Origin of the sequence: Halomicronema hongdechloris C2206 (genome assembly GCF_002075285.3) — a bacterium.
Lineage (GTDB): Bacteria > Cyanobacteriota > Cyanobacteriia > Phormidesmidales > Phormidesmidaceae > Halomicronema_B > Halomicronema_B hongdechloris.
In genome coordinates, this window is sequence record NZ_CP021983.2 from 1,969,111 (window position 1) to 1,986,678 (window position 17,568).

Annotated in this window: 16 protein-coding genes and 1 pseudogene; 13 read left to right on the forward strand and 4 right to left on the reverse strand. The window is 55.9% G+C overall.

Annotated elements, in window-relative coordinates; genetic code table 11:
* Positions 1–16: 16 nt before the first annotated feature.
* The 10 genes and pseudogenes from ruvB to XM38_RS09015 form a co-directional block, all read left to right on the forward strand.
* A pseudogene (gene ruvB / locus XM38_RS08970) lies at positions 17–959 on the forward strand (Holliday junction branch migration DNA helicase RuvB); the annotation flags it as partial.
* Between the two features lie 111 nt (positions 960–1,070).
* The gene (locus tag XM38_RS08975; RefSeq protein ID WP_225889251.1) at positions 1,071–1,754 is read left to right on the forward strand and encodes a tetratricopeptide repeat protein; all 684 of its coding nucleotides are present in this window, start codon (positions 1,071–1,073) and stop codon (positions 1,752–1,754) included.
* A gap of 2 nt (positions 1,755–1,756) precedes the next feature.
* Positions 1,757–2,977 (forward strand): urease accessory protein UreH domain-containing protein, encoded by a 1,221-nt coding sequence (locus tag XM38_RS08980; RefSeq protein WP_080814298.1) that lies wholly within the window; start codon positions 1,757–1,759, stop codon positions 2,975–2,977.
* 113 nt (positions 2,978–3,090) lie between these two features.
* The gene (locus XM38_RS08985) at positions 3,091–3,558 is read left to right on the forward strand and encodes a hypothetical protein (protein ID WP_088429566.1); all 468 of its coding nucleotides are present in this window, start codon (positions 3,091–3,093) and stop codon (positions 3,556–3,558) included.
* A 139-nt stretch (positions 3,559–3,697) separates the two neighbouring features.
* On the forward strand, positions 3,698–6,814 hold the full coding sequence (locus tag XM38_RS08990; protein WP_187329342.1) for an ATP-binding protein: 3,117 nt from the start codon (positions 3,698–3,700) through the stop codon (positions 6,812–6,814).
* Positions 6,807–7,901 carry a hybrid sensor histidine kinase/response regulator gene (locus tag XM38_RS08995; RefSeq protein WP_080811043.1) on the forward strand — a complete coding sequence of 365 codons (1,095 nt, stop codon included), beginning with the start codon at positions 6,807–6,809 and terminating at the stop codon, positions 7,899–7,901. Before XM38_RS08990 ends, XM38_RS08995 begins: the two co-directional genes overlap by 8 nt.
* A 56-nt stretch (positions 7,902–7,957) precedes the next feature.
* On the forward strand, positions 7,958–8,467 hold the full coding sequence (locus XM38_RS09000) for an alpha/beta hydrolase (RefSeq protein ID WP_080811044.1): 510 nt from the start codon (positions 7,958–7,960) through the stop codon (positions 8,465–8,467).
* A gap of 188 nt (positions 8,468–8,655) precedes the next feature.
* Positions 8,656–8,997 (forward strand): ComEA family DNA-binding protein, encoded by a 342-nt coding sequence (locus XM38_RS09005; protein WP_137455053.1) that lies wholly within the window; start codon positions 8,656–8,658, stop codon positions 8,995–8,997.
* A 5-nt stretch (positions 8,998–9,002) separates the two neighbouring features.
* Positions 9,003–9,521, forward strand: coding sequence for a gluconokinase (locus XM38_RS09010; RefSeq protein WP_225889253.1), 519 nt, complete (start codon positions 9,003–9,005; stop codon positions 9,519–9,521).
* Between the two features lie 430 nt (positions 9,522–9,951).
* The gene (locus XM38_RS09015; RefSeq protein WP_225889254.1) at positions 9,952–11,301 is read left to right on the forward strand and encodes a hypothetical protein; all 1,350 of its coding nucleotides are present in this window, start codon (positions 9,952–9,954) and stop codon (positions 11,299–11,301) included.
* Between the two features lie 20 nt (positions 11,302–11,321).
* Here XM38_RS09015 and XM38_RS09020 read toward each other — a convergent pair whose 3' ends face one another.
* Together XM38_RS09020 and XM38_RS09025 are read right to left on the reverse strand one after the other, a co-directional pair.
* Positions 11,322–11,984, reverse strand: a complete 663-nt coding sequence (locus tag XM38_RS09020) for a cysteine hydrolase family protein (protein WP_088429572.1) — start codon at positions 11,982–11,984, stop codon at positions 11,322–11,324.
* Between the two features lie 153 nt (positions 11,985–12,137).
* Entirely contained in the window at positions 12,138–13,568 is a 1,431-nt protein-coding gene (locus XM38_RS09025) for a dihydrolipoyl dehydrogenase family protein (RefSeq protein WP_088429574.1), read from the reverse strand.
* Positions 13,569–13,856: 288 nt separating this feature from the next.
* Here XM38_RS09025 and XM38_RS09030 point away from each other — a divergent pair, with 288 nt between their 5' ends.
* The gene (locus XM38_RS09030; RefSeq protein WP_080811050.1) at positions 13,857–14,360 is read left to right on the forward strand and encodes a Tic20 family protein; all 504 of its coding nucleotides are present in this window, start codon (positions 13,857–13,859) and stop codon (positions 14,358–14,360) included.
* A gap of 10 nt (positions 14,361–14,370) precedes the next feature.
* On the opposite strand, the gene XM38_RS09035 is transcribed toward XM38_RS09030, so the two are convergent.
* Entirely contained in the window at positions 14,371–15,195 is an 825-nt protein-coding gene (locus XM38_RS09035) for a fumarylacetoacetate hydrolase family protein (protein ID WP_080811052.1), read from the reverse strand.
* A gap of 167 nt (positions 15,196–15,362) precedes the next feature.
* Between XM38_RS09035 and rpsF the strand changes: the two genes are divergently transcribed.
* Both rpsF and XM38_RS09045 read left to right on the forward strand, forming a co-directional pair.
* Positions 15,363–15,695, forward strand: a complete 333-nt coding sequence (rpsF, locus tag XM38_RS09040; protein ID WP_080811055.1) for a 30S ribosomal protein S6 — start codon at positions 15,363–15,365, stop codon at positions 15,693–15,695.
* 422 nt (positions 15,696–16,117) lie between these two features.
* The gene (locus XM38_RS09045) at positions 16,118–16,660 is read left to right on the forward strand and encodes an Npun_F5560 family protein (protein ID WP_080811058.1); all 543 of its coding nucleotides are present in this window, start codon (positions 16,118–16,120) and stop codon (positions 16,658–16,660) included.
* On the opposite strand, the gene XM38_RS09050 is transcribed toward XM38_RS09045, so the two are convergent.
* Positions 16,657–17,466, reverse strand: coding sequence for an S-layer homology domain-containing protein (locus XM38_RS09050; RefSeq protein WP_088429576.1), 810 nt, complete (start codon positions 17,464–17,466; stop codon positions 16,657–16,659). The genes XM38_RS09045 and XM38_RS09050 overlap by 4 nt on opposite strands.
* Positions 17,467–17,568 lie beyond the last annotated feature (102 nt).

Consider the following 17,568-nt stretch of genomic DNA (forward strand, 5'->3'; position numbering starts at 1 on the left):
GGAACCCTCCTCGGCGGAAGAGGGATTGCGACCCAAACACCTCAGGGACTACATCGGTCAGACGGCCCTAAAAGAAGTCCTTGACATCGCCATTCGAGCGGCCCAGTCCCGCCAGGAGCCCCTGGATCACCTGCTGTTGTATGGTCCCCCAGGGTTAGGGAAAACCACCATGGCCCTGATTCTGGCGGCAGAAATGGGGGTAACCTGTAAGATCACCACGGCCCCTGCCCTGGAGCGGCCTCGCGATATTGCTGGCCTGTTAGTCAATCTGCAACCGGGTGACCTGCTCTTCATCGATGAAATCCATCGGTTGCCCCGGGTAACCGAGGAAATTCTCTATCCCGCCATGGAAGATGCCCGCCTGGATATCACCATTGGCAAAGGTCAGAGTGCCCGCACCCGCAGCATTCCCCTCAGCCCGTTCACCCTGGTGGGCGCCACGACTCGAGTGGGGGCCTTGACCTCCCCCCTACGGGACCGCTTCGGCCTGATTCAGCGGCTGCGATTTTATGAGATCGACGAACTGGCGGCCATTGTCGAGCGCACGGCCCAGGTGCTGGCCACCCCCATTACCGCTGAGGGTGCCACTGAAATTGCCCGCCGGGCTCGGGGCACCCCCCGCATCGCCAATCGTCTATTGAAGCGAGTGCGTGACTATGTGCCGTTAAAACTTCCGGTGAGGTGGTCACAGCGGAGGTGGCAGCAGACGCGCTGCAACTATTCAATGTAGATCCCTGCGGCCTCGACTGGACTGACCGCCGCCGCCTACTGACGGTGATGATTGAGAACTTCAGCGGTGGTCCTGTGGGACTCGATACCATGGCGCCGCCGCCACTGGAGAAGATGCCCAAACCATTGAGGAGGTCTACGAGCCCTATCTGATGCAGATTGGGTATCTGCAGCGCACCCCGCGCGGTCGGATGGTGACACCAGCGGCCTGCCAGCATCTCGGCTATTGACGTCAACGGCCTATTCAGTGAGCAGCAGCTATCTCTGATGTAAGCGGTGCTCAATCGTTGGGGATGCCGTCATAATCAAGGGGAGCCCCTGTTGGACAGTTGACCATCGCCATGGCAATGTTTGCTGATCTGGCCCGCCGCCTGAGCTGGCTATTCATCGTATTCCTGGGCATAGGCATGATTACCCTCAGTGGAGATTCCAGGGTCATGGCTGCGCCTGAGTCATCCTCCGCCTCTGCCCAACAGGTCAGTGACTCGGACGGTGCCACCTCTGAAACCATGGCGGAATTGCGTCAAAAGGCCTTTGCCACTAGCCAAGCTGGGGACTTCGCTGCCGCCGATGCCTACTGGAGCCAATTAATCGACTATCTGCCCCAGGAAGCTGCCCTGTGGAATAACCGGGGCAATGCCCAGGCGGGATTGGGGCGGTGGTCAGCCGCCTGGGCAGATTATCGGCACGCGGTCGCGTTAGACCCGGAGTTTGCCCTGGCTCGGGTCAACCAGGCCCTGGCCTCCTATCAGCTAGGCCACCCCAACGATGCGATCGCAGAGTTACGGGCCCTAGTGCGCCGCTACCCCAACTTTGCCGATGCTCGGGCTGCCCTGACGGCGGCCCTCTGGGCCGGGGGACAGTGGGGAGAAGCCGAGAGTCATTGGGTGGCCGCCGTCGGCCTCGATGAACGCTATGGCGATCTAGACTGGGTGCGGACAGTACGTCGCTGGCCCCCCGCCATGGTAGAGGCCCTAGAGGCTTTTCTCTCCCTGGGAAGCGTGACATCAGAGGACATTACCTAGATATGTTGGACTGGGTTCTCATCGCTAGCCTCGGCTTTCTGGGCAGCTTCGGCCATTGTGTCGGCATGTGTGGCCCCCTGGCGGTGGCGTTTTCCCTCAGCCGTGAGGAGCCATCTCCTAGCCCCAGACAAACCTTGGCCTTCCACGGACTGCTGAATCTGGGCCGGTTGCTTAGCTATGGCCTGGTGGGCCTTGCCATTGGCGGGCTGGGCTCGGTGGTAGTAGCCAGTGGTCACCTGGCCGGAGTGGGTAGCAGCCTACGTCAGGTCATGGCCCTCATTACTGGGGGCTTGCTGATTTGGATGGGGCTACACCAAATTAGCCCCCAGGGATTACCCGCCTTGCCACTGCTGCATCCCCTGCGTCGCCTGCGGCTGCATGACCGTCTGAGTCAGCTGATGACCCAAACGGCCCAGACTCGACGTTGGTGGACTCCACTCCTCTTGGGCTTAGCCTGGGGGCTGATTCCCTGCGGCTTTCTCTATGCGGCCCAGATCAAGGCGGCGGAAACGGGTAGCATCGTCGGTGGTGCCATTACCATGCTGGCCTTCGGCAGCGGCACCTTACCCACCATGGTGGGGGTGGGTATGACTACCTCCTGGCTCAGTCAAGACCAACGCAGTCAGCTGTTTCAGATGGGGGGATGGATCACCCTATTGGTGGGTGTCCTGACGCTGATGCGCAGCGGTGACACCATGACCGACTATGCTGGCTACGGGGCAATTCTATGCCTAGGGCTGGCCTTGATTGCCCGCCCCATTCGTAAGCTCTGGGCTGTTCCTTATCGCTACCGTCGCCTCTTGGGAGTGGGGGCGTTTGTGTTGGCTTTGGCCCATACCCTGCACATGTTGGACCATAGTTGGCAGTGGAACTGGCAGGCCTTGGCCTTTATGCTGCCCCACAGCCAGGGAGGGATGGTGGCAGGGGCCTTGGCCTTGCTACTGATGGTGCCACTGGTGTTGACTAGCAATGACAAGGCCCAGCGGCAGCTGGGACGGCTGTGGCGCCACCTACATCTCCTCAGCATTCCAGTCTTATTGTTTTGCACGGTGCATTGCTGGCTTGCGGGCTCCTCCTACCTGGGCCGCGCCCACATTGAGCCGGTGCATTGGCTGCATACGGCGGCCTTAGGGCTGATAGTCTTAGGCATTTTCTTGGTGCGATCGCATCGAGTTTGGCACTGGCTTGGTTTAGGAAAATTCTATGCGCCCCCCCGTCCTTAGCTCCTCCCTAGTGCTAATCTCCTTGCTCCCGGCCACCCCGGCGGTGGCCCATCAAGTGCAAGTATCTGAAGCGGTGGGGGCTACCCTGCACATCGAACCCAACGACGTGGCCCGTGCCGGGCACCCACTCAGCTCTGGTTTGCCTTGGTGCAACGAGGGGGCAAGCCTATTCCCCTCTCCGCTGCCAGTGTCAGCTCACCCTCTATGACCAAGGAGGGGAGGCCCTGCTCACCCCTGATCTGAGGCCCCTCTCAGTCGAGGACTATGAGGCCATTCCCAGTGCCACCATTACTTTCCCGGCCGTCGGTACCTATGAGCTGGTGCTCGAGGGGCAAGCCCAAGACCCCGGTGCCTTTCCCCCCTTTGAGTTAGCCTTTCCCGTCACTGTCGCCACTGCGGTAACTCCCGCCTCGCCAGCGCCGGAGCCGGAGCTGCCCCCCGCATCGACTACCCCTGAGTCTTCATCCACTGCCTCCGGTCCCCCAATTCCCCTGTTGGTGGCCCTACTCCTGGTTATCTTGGCGGGAGTTGCATGGACCTGGTCCCGCTATCGCCGGCAAGGCAAGAATAAAGACTTGTAACAGATGCAGCCGGAATTTCCAGTTTTTCAGTTCGATAGCCGTATACACCTCCCTAGCTTGGGCATACTAAGAGCGCCATTACACTCGGGTCCAGGAGCTATCGTCCATGGTTGTCCCAGCCAACCCCCAGGATTCACTGATGCCCCCATCCGACAATCATCCCATCCCCCTCAGGGTCGAACGAGGCACTCCCCTATCCCGAGTCATTCACCTGATCTGCGACAGCCTCAATGAAGCCCAAGCCCTATCGCCTGTGTGGGGAGGCACTGCCCATCTGGGCGAAATCGGCTGTGTGGTGGTGACTGACAACACTGCCCTAGCGGGGATCGCCACCGCCCTGGATATTGTCTGCCAGTTAGCTCGGGGGGCTGCGGTCGCCACCCTGGCCGTGGATGAGGTCATGACTCATCCAGTGATTACCGTAGGCGTCGATCAGCCTGCCGATCCCCAAACGGTGTTGGCGCTCTGCCAAACCCATGGGATTCATCATTTGCCCGTCTTAGACGAGCAACGGCAGATCGTGGGGCTCATCACCTCTGCTAGCGTCATGCAAGAGACTGCTCCCACCAACTGGCTGAAGCTGCAACCGGTAGCAGCCCGCATGGTAACGGCTGTGCCCACAGCCGGTCTCGAAGCCTCTGGCTTGCAGCTAGCTCAATTGATGCAGCAGTGGCGCCGAAGCTATGTGGTCATTCTCCAGAGCCAGGAGGCTGAGACCAGCCGATTTCTAGGGATTGTCACGGCGGTAGATGTGATTCGTCTGCATCACCAGGGGATCTGCCTAGAGGCCACTTCAGCCTCGGCCTTGATGTCCGATCCCCCCCTCTGTCTGCATCCCAGTGACTCCCTCTGGTTTGCCTATGGAGAAATGAAGCAGCAGTGGAGTTATCTACCGGTCTGCAATGAGGCCGGACATTTCCTGGGCTTATTGACCGCGATGGCCATGGTCGAAGCCCTCGACCCGGCTGGGTTATCTAGCCATCCGGGACAGCTGCGGCAGACCCTACGCCGGGTTGAAACCGACAAGGTAGATCTCTTACAAAACCGCAACTCAGAACTAGAGCGTCAAGTCAGTCGCCGCACCGCCCAGCTCCAGGAACAATCCCAGCGCATGCAAGAAGAACTCCGCAGTTCCCGACTGTTGGCGGCGACGGCCCTGCGGATTCAGCGCTCCCTTGATCTCGCAGAAATCCTGGAGATCACCGTGCAAGAGATGCGCCAATTGCTCCAATGCGATCGCACCTTCATCTATCGCCTACAGCCCAGCCAAACCCAAACCATCGAAGTCGAATCTGTCGCCGATCAGGCCCTCTCCATTCGCAGCCAGTCTACCGATTACCAGCCCTACTTCCAGGATCTATTTCAGGCCTATCATCCCGGCGAAATTCAAGCCATCGCCGATCTCGCCGAGGTTGATCTCCCCTCCTCCTGCACCACAGTCCTAGAGCAACTGGGCGTACAGGCTAACCTCGTCATCCCCATCAGCAAAGGGAACGATCTCTGGGGTCTGCTGGTGGCCCAACACTGTGCCAACTCTCGTCCCTGGCAGTCTTGGGAAATCAGCCTCTTGAAGCACTTAGCGACCCAGGTCAGCATCGCCATTCAAAAATCTGCCCTCTACGAACAACTGCAGGCCGAACTCAATGAACGACGGCTAGCCGAACAGGCCCTGACCCAGGCCAACGAAGAATTAGAAGCCAGGGTAGAAGATCGGACCGCCTCCCTGCGCCAAGCCAACGAACAGATGCAAGCAGAAATTGCCGAGCGCCGTCGTGCCGAAGAAGCCCTGCGCCAGGCCAAAGATCAGATGCAAGCCGTGCTCGATGCCGTGCCAGGGTTAGTTTCCTGGATCGACGGCAACCTCAACTATCTCGGGGTAAACCAGCATCTGACCAAGGTGTTCCAAGTTCCAGGCGATGAATTTCTAGGACAAGAGATTGGGTTTCTGAATCCAGGCCACGAATTCGGTGACGTGATTCGCCACCTATTCCATAGCCCCGAGCCTGCCATTTCCAAAGAAATCACCGTGTGGATTCATCAACAGCCCCGCACCTATTTAATTGCTGCCCAGAAGTACGATCACGACCAAGCCGCCGTTTGCATCGGCATTGACGTCACCGAGCATCGCCAGGCTGAAGCGGCCCTGCGTAAGAGCGAAGCTAGATTTCAGCAACTCGTCGAACAAACTAACGAATGGGTGTGGGAAATTGATCGCGACCTGGCCTTCAGCTACGTCAACCCCAAAGCAGAAGATCTGCTAGGCTATGCTGCCGGTGAACTAGTAGGCCATCAATTCCAAGACTTCATGCCCGAGGATGCCGCCATTCGCTTCATGACGGTGCTCGAGCACGCCGTGGCCAAGCGCGAACCCTTCGACCACCTAGAACAAACCGTATTGCACAAAGATGGTCACGCCATGATTCTAGAGAGCAGCGGCACCCCCGTATTTAGCGCCGATGGGGTATGGCAAGGCTACTGGGGCATTGCCCGCGATATCACCGAACGCAAGCAGATCGAACATAATATTCGCAAGGCATTGACTAAAGAGCGGGAACTCAGCGAGCTCAAAACCCGATTTATCTCCATGGCTTCCCACGAATTTCGCACACCGTTAACCACCATCATGGCCTCTGCCGAATCCCTGGAACACTATCGTCACAAGTGGTCAGAAGATAAAATTCTGACTTACCTGAAACGCATTCAGAAAACAACCCAGCATATGAATGGCCTCCTCAACGACGTGCTAACGGTGGGCAAAGCCAACGCGGGCAAAATGGAGTGTCATCCAGCGCCCATAGCCTTAGCTGATTTTTGCCATGATTTAGTCACAGAGCTAAATTTAGGGGCATCGCCACCAGATCGACTGATGTTGACTTACCAGGGGCCTGCAACCAACGTCATGGCCGATGAAAAGTTACTCAGGCAAATGCTAGGTAATCTACTGTCCAATGCCTTGAAATATTCTCCTGCTGATACTCAACCCTATTTAGACGTAACTGTACAGACGGATCAGATTCGCTTTGTAGTGCAAGACCATGGCATTGGCATTCCCCCCGATGACTTGAAACGGCTGTTTGAGCCCTTCCATCGAGCCAGTAATGTCGGCAACATTGCCGGCACTGGTCTGGGATTGGCTATTGTCAAAAAATCAGTCGACGCCCACGGCGGTGACATTTACGTGGCGAGTGAGGCCAATGTCGGCACCACTTTCACCATCACCCTTCCCTTAGACGGTGCAGGTACCCATCATGACTAAAATCTTGGTAATCGAAGACGATCCCCAGGTTAGAGATGTCATCGTTGATATTCTCGATGCAGAAGACTTCTCTCCCTTCAGCGCTCAAGATGGTCAATCAGGCTTAACGGTAGTTCGAGACAACCGCCCCGATCTGATCATCTGTGACGTCATGATGCCGGAGATGGACGGCTATGAAGTACTGGAGCAGCTGCGTCAGGACCCAGAAACTGCGACGATTCCGTTTATCTTTTTGACGGCTAAGTCTGAAAAATTAGATGTCCGTCGGGGCATGGAACTCGGGGCAGACGACTATCTCACCAAGCCCTTTACCCGCGAGGAGTTATTAGGCACCATCTCCACCCGACTGAATCGTCAGGCTACCCTTGAGGAAAAATCCCAGCAAAGGCTAGACGACCTCCGCACCAGCATTAGTTTTTCCTTGCCCCACGGTCTACGTACCCCCCTACAAACCATCCTCAAGGAGGCTCATGTATTAATCAATGACTATGCCGTGATTCAGCCGGACGAACTATTAGGGGTAGCCGAGTCGATTTATGGCTCGGCGCAACGACTGCACCGGTTGATGCAAAACTTCCTGCTGATTGCTGAATTAGAAGTCCTAGAACTCAGTCCTGATCGATTGGCGACGCTGAGACGTCAACGCATCGGCTACTCCCATGCGGTTATTCAGGCGGCGGCTCAAGTCACGGCTCAGGAATACGGCCGAGACGCCGATCTGCGGTTAGACTTGCCAGAACTACCCGTGCAAATATCCGAGTCTATGCTGAAGAAAATTGCCAGTGAGCTCCTCGACAATGCCTTCAAGTTCTCAGAAGCCGGGGATCCTGTTCAGGTGATCAGCCGTCGCCAAGACGGACGATTTATCCTCTATATCATTGATCAGGGGCGAGGCTTTCTACCAGGACAAACCGAAGAAGTGGGTCCCTACATTCAGTTCGAGGCGGATACCTACGGGCAAGATGGCGTTGGCTTGGGGCTAGCGGTGGCCAAACGGTTAGTAGAGCTGCACCAGGGACAACTCCATATTGAGAGCATCCCCGGCAAGCAAACCACGCTCCGGGTCTCGCTGCCGACCTCGGCGTAAACCCAGTGCCTAGACTGATCTCTATTCCTGATTCTCGTTGTGCTGAGGCATAATATATGACACGGTATTCCTGGTGGCAGTGGTCGCTGTTAATTGCCGGGGGGTTTGGCATCAACATGCCAGCCCTGGCCGCCGAGCAGGTCATTCTCAATTACGGTCCTCTGAGTCGCACTGTTGCTGTCGCTGACTTAGAAGCATTGGCCGCAACGGGAACGGCCCCAGAGCGGCTAGCAGCCCTCCTGACGATGGCCAATCAGCCTGCGTCTAAGCTGCAGGCTGCCTTAACGGACGGCATCGAAGCGAATCCAGTGCTACTGGACCGGGTGCTGAATAGCTGGCCAGGGGAATGGGCCCTCGATCAAATGGGGCAGGTGATCCATCCACCTTCGGGTCGGGCCAGTCGTCAGGCGCTGCGCTCGGCCCTAGTGCTCTCGGCCCAAGATGACAACCATGTCACCTTACTGGAAGTGCTACAGCACTACCCCACCAATGAGGTAGAAGTCGAGGCCGATCGCCTGGAAGAGGTTTACAACGACCTAGAAACTCTAATGGAGCCCTTCTCGTGATCCGCACAATTTTCTCCCTGGCAAACTCGGAAGTATGGGCCTGGATCCGAGGGGCTATTGCCAGCAGTCAGTGCTTCCCTCTGCGGCAACTATTGCGGCAATCATTCAACTGGAGACGATGGCTGGTGTTCGGGGTTTTATGGGTACTTTGCGGCAGTTGCACGTCATTACTCAGATCCACTCCCCCAGTGACCTCATCGCCAACGACAAGTCCCCGGCCAACCCCGATAGAAACGACTCCTCAGCAGGATCTTAGCAGTGATATTGCCTTTCTATCGGGGCGCTCTAACACGGCAAAAGTTAAGGAACGCTTAGAACTACTGGCCTTGAAATATGACCTAGGGCTCGGCCTGGTACAACGCATCATTCACGATTATTTCGAGGAGCATCAGTCCTTTAGCGTCAATAGCAACTTCCTCAAAACTGTGGAAGACCTTAGTGCCGAGAATGGTATACCGGCTTCTCAGGCAGCCAAACTGTTGCTGGACTATAAGGGATGGCTGACCTGTAGTCGGGGTCCTTTGCAATAGCGTCCATGACCTCGACAACGACGATTGTAATCGTGATGGGGATAGCGGGTACAGGGAAAACCACACTGGGCAAAGCTCTGGCCCGTACCCTCAATTGGACTTTCTACGAAGGAGATGACCTTCATCCCGCCGCGAATATTGTCAAGATGGCCCGGGGGCAGCCCCTGACTGATGCCGATCGGGTTCCCTGGCTGCAACGGCTAGCTCAGGTCATCAACCAGTGCTTGGCTCAACAGCAGTCAGCGGTAATCACCTGTTCGGCATTGAAGGCCGCCTATCGGAAACGCCTACAGCAAAGCCCAGCGGTGCAATTTGTCTATCTCACTGGTAGTCGGGCCCTGATTCAACAACGGCTGCAGCAACGGCAGGACCATTTTATGACTGCCCAGCTCTTGGACAGTCAATTAGCCACCCTAGAGGAACCGGATGATGCCCTGAGGCTCGATATTGCCCAGTCCCTCGATGCCATGGTGCAGCAGGTCTGTCGATGGCTAGAGGTAGATGGCCAGGATTGCTCATCCTAATGGTGGTTGCGATGACCGGGAGGGGGCGGGTGTCGCCTCCTCCGTCGTTGCTACCGCATCTCCTGGGAAGACCAGCAAGCAATGTATGGCGTTGGCCAGTCAGCTTAGGACATAGCTGATCGCCCAATAGCCTAGTCCAGGAAGGCTGACTGGCTCGCCACCGCACACAGCATGATGGCGGTGGCTAAACCAGATTGACAAGCCGTCTTTTGACCTGCATGACAGGCATTCCTAGAATCTCGGCATGATGCCAGATTCGCCAATTGGCGACCCTAAGAGGACATTTGAAAACTCGGCTGAAAGCCCTGCAGGGTAAGCGTTTTAAAGCGTATGGCTCTGTTGGCCAGAATCCAGTCTGTAGCAAGATTGCAGGGGACTTTCCAAATATTCTCTCAGGGGCATCTGCGGAGTTATCGGTGTGAGGAATCTTATGACAATCAAGTTCACGCGACTATTGGGCTGGGCCATGGGGACAGCCGCCTTTTCCATGGCTCCCCTCTCGTCTACGGTCTACGCTAGTTCCCCTGCAACTGCTAAAGATGACGGCTCCTCCTCCATGGCAGCGGCTTTGATGCTAGGCGATGAGACCTTGAACCTGGGGGAATCAGCGACATCATGGTCCCAATCTCATACAGACAATGCCCGAGGACTACAGCCAACCTTACAGCTCGACGAAGATCGGCCCCAGGCCTCCCTCCCAATCACTACGGCGGCTATGGAGCCAGCCATATCGATTCCAACCGTTGAGTTTTCCCAGGAGTCTGTGCCCCTGTCGCCCGTTGATGCCCCAACAGAATTTCCCCTGGCCGATACTCCTGCCCTCTCGCCCTTGGACGAAGGCATTTACTGGTCTCCGGCTCGTCCCGATAGCCATGCCCCTATCGGCGTGATGGGCGATCACACCCATGGCCAGGGAGAGTTCATGGTGTCTTACCGCTACATGTATATGGACATGGATGGGAACCGCAGTGGTCGAGACTCCCTCACTCCCGACGAGGTATTGCAGCAGTTCCCGATCACCCCCACTCGTATGACCATGCAAATGCATATGCTGGGAGCCATGTATGCGCCCAGCGATACCTTAACCCTGATGGCGATGGTTCCCTACATTGTCAAAGAGATGGACCACGTCACCCGGATGGGCACCCGGTTTACCACCAACTCTGAAGGCTTCGGCGACATCAAGCTATCCGGACTCTATACCGTGCTAGACCAGACCCGTCAGCGGATTCATCTCAATGTCGGTGTCAGCTTTCCCACCGGCTCTATCGAAGAGCGCGATGCCACCCCCATGGGACCGGATCAGATTTTGCCTTATCCCATGCAAATCGGCTCTGGAACCGTCGATCTGCTTCCCGGCATCACCTACCTGGGACAGGCTGGGGATTGGTCTTGGGGGGCCCAGGCAATCGGCACCCTACGCATCGGTCGTAACGCCAATGACTATCGCCTGGGGAATCAACTGGCCCTAACCACATGGGGGGCTTACCGCTGGTCAGACTGGTTCAGCACTTCTCTGCGACTGGGAGGACGCACCTGGGGCAATATTGATGGTCAAGATAGCCGCCTGAATCCCAACTTGATTCCCACCGCCAATCCTAGTATCAGGGGGGGCAGCCAATTGGATCTGGGGCTGGGGCTCAATTTCTATGTTCCCGAGGGCGGTTGGTCAGGCACTCGATTAGCCGTGGAATTCAACCTCCCTGTCTATCGCAACCTGTCGGGGCCTCAACTGGAAACCGATTTCAGTGTCATAGCGGGCGTGCAAGCCTCCTTCTGAACCCCCTCTTGGTGTCGGGATTACAATCCTGCCAGCACCTGCTCTGCGGTAGCGGTCCAACCCACGATCCCCCCCTGGGCCTGTACCATGGCCAGGGTGGCCTGCTTGAACTCGGGGAAGTAGCTCTCGGTGCCATCTTCCACTAGCAGGCACTCGTAGCCGCGGTCATTGGCCTCTCGCATCGTCGTCTGCACACAGACTTCGGTGGTGACGCCAGTAAAGATTAGATGGGTGATGCCGTGGGCCTGCAGCATCTTCTGTAGAGGGGTAGCGTAAAAGGCGCCCTTGCCCGGCTTCTCGATTACCAGTTCTCCTGGTTTCGGAGTCAGCTCTGGGATGATGCTGTTGCCGGGTTCCCCTAAGACTAAAATGCGGCCCATGGGCCCCGGATCGCCGATTTTCAAGGTGCCTCTGCCCCGCTGGCGTTTTGAGGCAGGGCAGTCTGATAGATCGGCTTGGTGCCCTTCTACGGTTTGGATCACTAGCAAGTTGCGATCGCAAAAGGCCTGTCGCAACCGCTGCACCGTCGGCACAATGGCTTGCAGGCGAGAGACATCATTGCCCAGGGCTTCACCAAAGCCCCCGGGGTCTAGAAAATCTCGCTGCATATCGATGATGATCAGCGCCACCCCTCCATCCGTGGGTAAGTCGTAATCGTAAGGCTGGGCAACAATGGTGGGCATAGGGCTACCAAACGCCGTAAAGCTATATTGCTCTCTGCTCCAGAGCAAAATCAGTTATGCGCCAGATAGCGTCCTGGGTTAAGGCTACTATGTGGCCAATGCTATGGTCGCACAGCCATGGCCCCGACGAGATAGCAGAGTGAACAATTAGACCTAGCTGATGCGCCGGAGAAAATTGAATACCTTAGTCAAAATACCCTGCAAGGTGGTGTTTTTGGCGTAGGTCTGCTTCGTCAGCTGCAGTGCCGCCTTGCTGTTTACCTCGGCCAAGGTGGGATAGACATGGATGATGCTCTTCAGGGCTCCCACCTTAAGCTTGTAGCTCATGGCCATGACCACTTCATGAATCAATTCCCCGGCAGCAGGCCCGACGATATGGGCCCCTAGAATCTCACCGTTGCGGCGAGTCAGAACCTTGGCAAAGCCAATGCCAGCAGCTTCCGCCAAGGCCCGGTCCACTCCAGAGAAGTCTTGTTGCAGCACATAGATATCGTCGCCATAGCGCTGGCGGGCCTGGGCCTCGCTGAGCCCCACCCGGGCCAATTCTGGATCGGTAAAGGTGGCCCAAGGAATGACGCGGTAATCGGCTTTCTTCAGGGGCAAGAGTAGGGCATTTTGCAGAGCCACGGCGGCTTCGTAGCCAGCTACATGGGTAAACTGATAGCCGCCGATGACATCGCCAGCAGCATAGATGCGAGGATTGGTCGTCTGCAATTTGCCGTTAACGGTAATGCCCCGCTTGCCAACGGCCACCTCGGCAGCCTGCAGATTTAAGGACTCGACATTGGGCACTTGCCCCGTGGATAGCAGAATTTCATCCACCACGATGGTCTGGCCGCCGACCCAGATGTGCTTCTTACCATCCTTCACCTCCACTCGTTGAGCCCGGCTCTGAGTCAAAATACGAACCCCATCCGCCTCCATCTGCCGTTGCACCACAGCAGCGGCGTCTGGATCTTCCTTGGGCAGAATCTGGGCCCGACTGGCAATCAGGGTGACTTCACTACCTAGACGGGCGAAGGCTTGACCCAACTCGCAACCGATGGGACCGGCCCCAATCACAGCCAGGGAGCGGGGCTGGTCTTGAATGTAAAAGACGGTCTCGTTGGTGAGATAGCCGGCCTCGGTGAGCCCGTCGATGGGTGGCAAAGACGGATGGGAGCCCGTGGCAATCAGAAAGGCGCGAGCCTGCAGCTGACGACCATTGACTGTGAAGGTACGGCGGTCGCTGAACTGGCCAGTGCCGTAAATCACCTCTACCCCGAGGGACTGAAAACGCTCGGTGGAATCATGTTCCTGAATAATATCGATGACGCGATGCACATGACCTAGAGCTTCCTGGAAGCGAATGTCTTGCAGTTGGACCTCAATGCCAAATTGAGCACTTTGGCGGATCTGATGCGCCACTCGAGAGGCATGAATCAGAGACTTACTGGGGACGCAGCCGTAGTGCAAACAGTCGCCACCAAGGCGACCCGCCTTTTCCACCAGGGCCACTCTTGCCTTCAGCTGCGCCCCGGCGCTAGCGGCTACTAATCCGGCGGAACCGCCGCCGATTACTACTAGGTCATAGTCAACTGCCACGATATCTCCCAGAATTCAACCCTACGGTCTGAGCATAGGGGGTGAAGCTGAATTCTACCTGAGAGGTGATTTGCAAACTGCTGAGACGGGGGACAGCCCAGGGGTTTCAGAAACACTCCCAACATTTTCGTAACAGCGCTGAATAGCCTAACCAAACTGGCCTGGATGGCTGATTTCAGCTCTTCTTGGCAAACGCAGTTGCCAGGTGCACTCGTTCTGCTTCGAGTCGCGTAGCTTCTTATAATTAAGGGGTTACCTTACCTCAGAGTTACGGAGGATCTATCCAGCATGACATGGTCAAGTACCGCTTCCTCACGCGAGCGCATACTGGGCGCTTTACCCTATTTGTTGCCTCTGATGGAGGTGTCCCTATTGGCATTGTCCTACGCGGTTAGATATGGCCTGGGACTATTTGCCCAGTTCCCACTGCTACAAGTAGTGCTGGTCCCCATATCACCACTGATTCGTATTTACACCAGCTTCCCATTTGCCGGACTGATTATTTTTATCCTGTTGCTGACTCTGGTGGTGCGTAATACCAATATCAGCCGCTTCATTCGTTTCAACACGATGCAGGCCATTCTTCTAGATATTGTGTTGATCCTGGGGCAGCTAATTCTCAATATCGTGCTATTGCCTATTATGGGTCCCAATCTAGTGCTGGATACTCTGCTTAACGTCGTAGTTCTGGGTATCTATGCCGCCGTCATTTACTCCCTGGTGCAAACTGGGCTGGGGCGCTATGCGGAGATCCCTACCATCTCAGATGCGGTAAATATGCAGGTTCGTTAAGGAGACGGAGCTAATGGGGATTGGCAACGCTCTTAGAGCCATCGGTAGAAACTTGAGCTGTACCGCGACGGGTAACTGAGTTCTCTAAGGAGCCAATGCCTTCGATTTCGATCCGGACCTGATCTCCGATGTGCAGAGGCCCAACCCCGGCTGGAGTGCCGGTTAGGATGACATCTCCAGGGAGTAGGGTCATGATCTGGCTGATATAGGCAACCAGCTGCTCCGGGGAAAAGATCATGTTATCGATGGAGGCTGATTGTACCGGGTCTTTTCGGTCGTTGAGGAAGGTTTGTAGGCGAGCTCCTGGACTTAGCTCCCGTACAATCCAGGGACCCAGGGGGCAAAAGGAGTCGAATCCCTTAGCCCGAGTCCACTGACCATCTCGCTTTTGTAAGTCTCGAGCAGTGACATCATTGGCAATGGTATATCCCCAAATCTTGGCTTGAGCCTGCTCAATTGGGCAATCTACGCAGCGCTCGCTGATTACGATGGCTAATTCTCCCTCGTAATCCACCCGTTGAGATTGGGGTGGATAGAAGATAGAGGCGCCGCTAGCAATCACTGCGGTGGACGGCTTGATGAACAAGAGGGGCTCCTGGGGAGGGGGAGAACCCATCTCAGCAGCATGCTGGGCGTAGTTTTTGCCGATGGCTAGAATTTTGGAAGGGGCGCAAGGCGCAAGAATAGTGTAGCTATCAGCAGGTAACTCTACATCTGTTAGTTGCCCCTTGAGCCAAGGTGGGGCGTCCAATACCCTAACACTGCGGTCTGGCTGTAGGAGACCATAGTGGAGTTGCCCTGCCTGAGATTGAATTCGAACGTAGCGCTGCGCCATAGATCTTGTTAAATCTTGGTATGATTGTAAATCCTTGCTTTTCTTCTAGGGCTGTGATGGCACTCCCTCGTTAGTCTCTATGTGTGAGTATTACATCCCCTGAGACAACTTTCGCCATCATGGAATCCTGACGCTAGAAAGGCCATTTTGTCCATAGGGAGTAAGTTATGTCTGATTACATGTACGAAACGATGTACATTCTGCGACCTGATCTGAGCGATGAAACCATTGATCAGGCCATTACCAAGTATCAGTCGTTGTTGCAGGAACAGGGAGCTGACATCATCGAAACTCAACACCGGGGCAAACGTCGGTTGGCCTATGAGATTGATCGGCACCGAGAAGGTATCTATATCCAGATGAATTACACCGGCCCTGGTCATGCGATCGCATCCTTAGAGCGAGCTATGCGCTACAGCGATGAGGTCATTCGCTATCTCACCGTCAAACAAGACATGCCCAGCCAGGAAGACGAGAGCGTCGCAACCGCCACCCCATAGTCTCCTTGTCCAGGTCAACTTCAGGGCCGAGGTGTTATTCAGGAAAACGTCCCGAGGAAACTTAACATCCACCTCTGACGTTGGCCTCAGTGTAGCCCTAGGGCCCTAGCGGCAACGGGGGCAACGATGGGTACACCTACCTTACTCTCATCCCATCACTGTCTCTGAGGCCAGTTTTACCTAGCTTTTCCCACCCGTTATCCAGACTCTATCACTGCAAATTTTTTAGAAACAGTGCCATCTGCTGCAGTAGGTGCTAAATTAGCAGCAAATCTGGGCAGGAGGTCCGTTGATCCCCATCTTGGGCATTATTTCCCGAGAGAGGTGTCATACCCATTGGCCGAATAGAAAGCGCCCTTTAGGAGCAATTAGCGGGTGCGACCCCCTAGCCCAGCAGTGATGTCATTTTGTGGAGTAGCTCCGTGGCTCAGTCAGTCAGTCTTCCCCTGTCCGACAATCAAGCCGAAATCGCTCGCCTGCAAGATGAGCTGCAGCTGCGAGATCAGTTAGTACAGCAACTGTCCCAAGAGCTGTTTCGCTTAGTTAAAGGCAATGCCGACATTGTCCCCACCACTGTTCCTTCAGAGCGCCATCAGGCAGAGGTTAAAGCCCTGCGAGAGCAGCTGCGTGGTGTAGAGCAGCAGGTTAGCTTTTACCAAAGTCAGCTAGATGACCGTGAGGTTGAGGTTCTACAACTCAGACAGACCGTTCAAGAACTGACTGATCGGACTCGCATGTTAGAGCAAGTCGTCCAAGAACTGCCCAAAGTGTATCGAGAAAAGTTCTCCGGACGTCTGAATACCGTGCGCCAGAAAGTCGTCCAGTTGCAGCAAGAAAATCGCCATCTGCAAGCAGAACTTCAGAGTGTTAGTTATCGCTTGGCTGTGCGCTCTCGTCGGAGTCAGCGGCTTGACTTACCCAGCTTTTCCGCCCCAGTGATGGAACCACTGTCCTCATTTAGCTAATCGGCATCTGCTGGGCTGATGGGGTCAGCTCTTCCCATGTAAACTAGGGCCTGATGCAGCATGGCAGCCACTTCGGCCCGAGTCGCAGCCGCTTGGGGGCGCAAGCGGTTGAGCTGCTCCGCATCTGCCACCAACCCCGATCGAATCGCAGCTACCAAGGATGGAATCGCCCAAGCAGGCACCTGATTGCGGTCTTGATAGGGTTGAAGTAGTACATCTGTATTAGCCTCAGCCTCTAAATCGAGGCCACTGGCCACAGCTACGATCAGCTGGGCCCGCGAGACAGGCTGATTTGGACGGAATGTTCGGCCAGGGTAGCCGCGTAAGAATCCAGCTTGAACGGCCCGCTGGATGCTGGCCTGGCCCCAGTGAGTTTCTGGAACATCCTGAAATGTAATGGATGTGGAAGACTGTAGGGGCAACTCAGAAAACACTTGGGCAATTTGAGCCGCGAATTCCGCTCGAGTAATGGGAGCATCAGGGCGGAAGCTGCCATCGGGAAAGCCCTGTAGCCATCGCTGCGCACTTAGGCTATCGATAGCAGGCTTAGCCCAATGGTCTGAAGGCAGATCAGAAAAGGCAATAGGCTCCAGAGATTGACTAGTTGCATCAGACGATAGGGTAGATTGTGGCAAGGCTGGAGAAGGAACCCTTAATGACCTGGTCTCTAGGTTGGTTAGCGGTGGAGAAATCGGCTCGAAGCTCTCCTGGAACAAGCTGGAGGATTGGTTAACCCGTTGCTCCGATACCTCATCATCTCCTACGGGATTGGACGCCGCCGCATCCTGCTGCGACGAGGGCATCATCTGTCTGTCGGCGGGGGGGGATGTTGCTAGCTGATTAGAGGTGACGGTGCTTGGTAGACGCCTTGAGGTAGGATCATCCAGTCTCTGTTGAGTCGTTGGTTC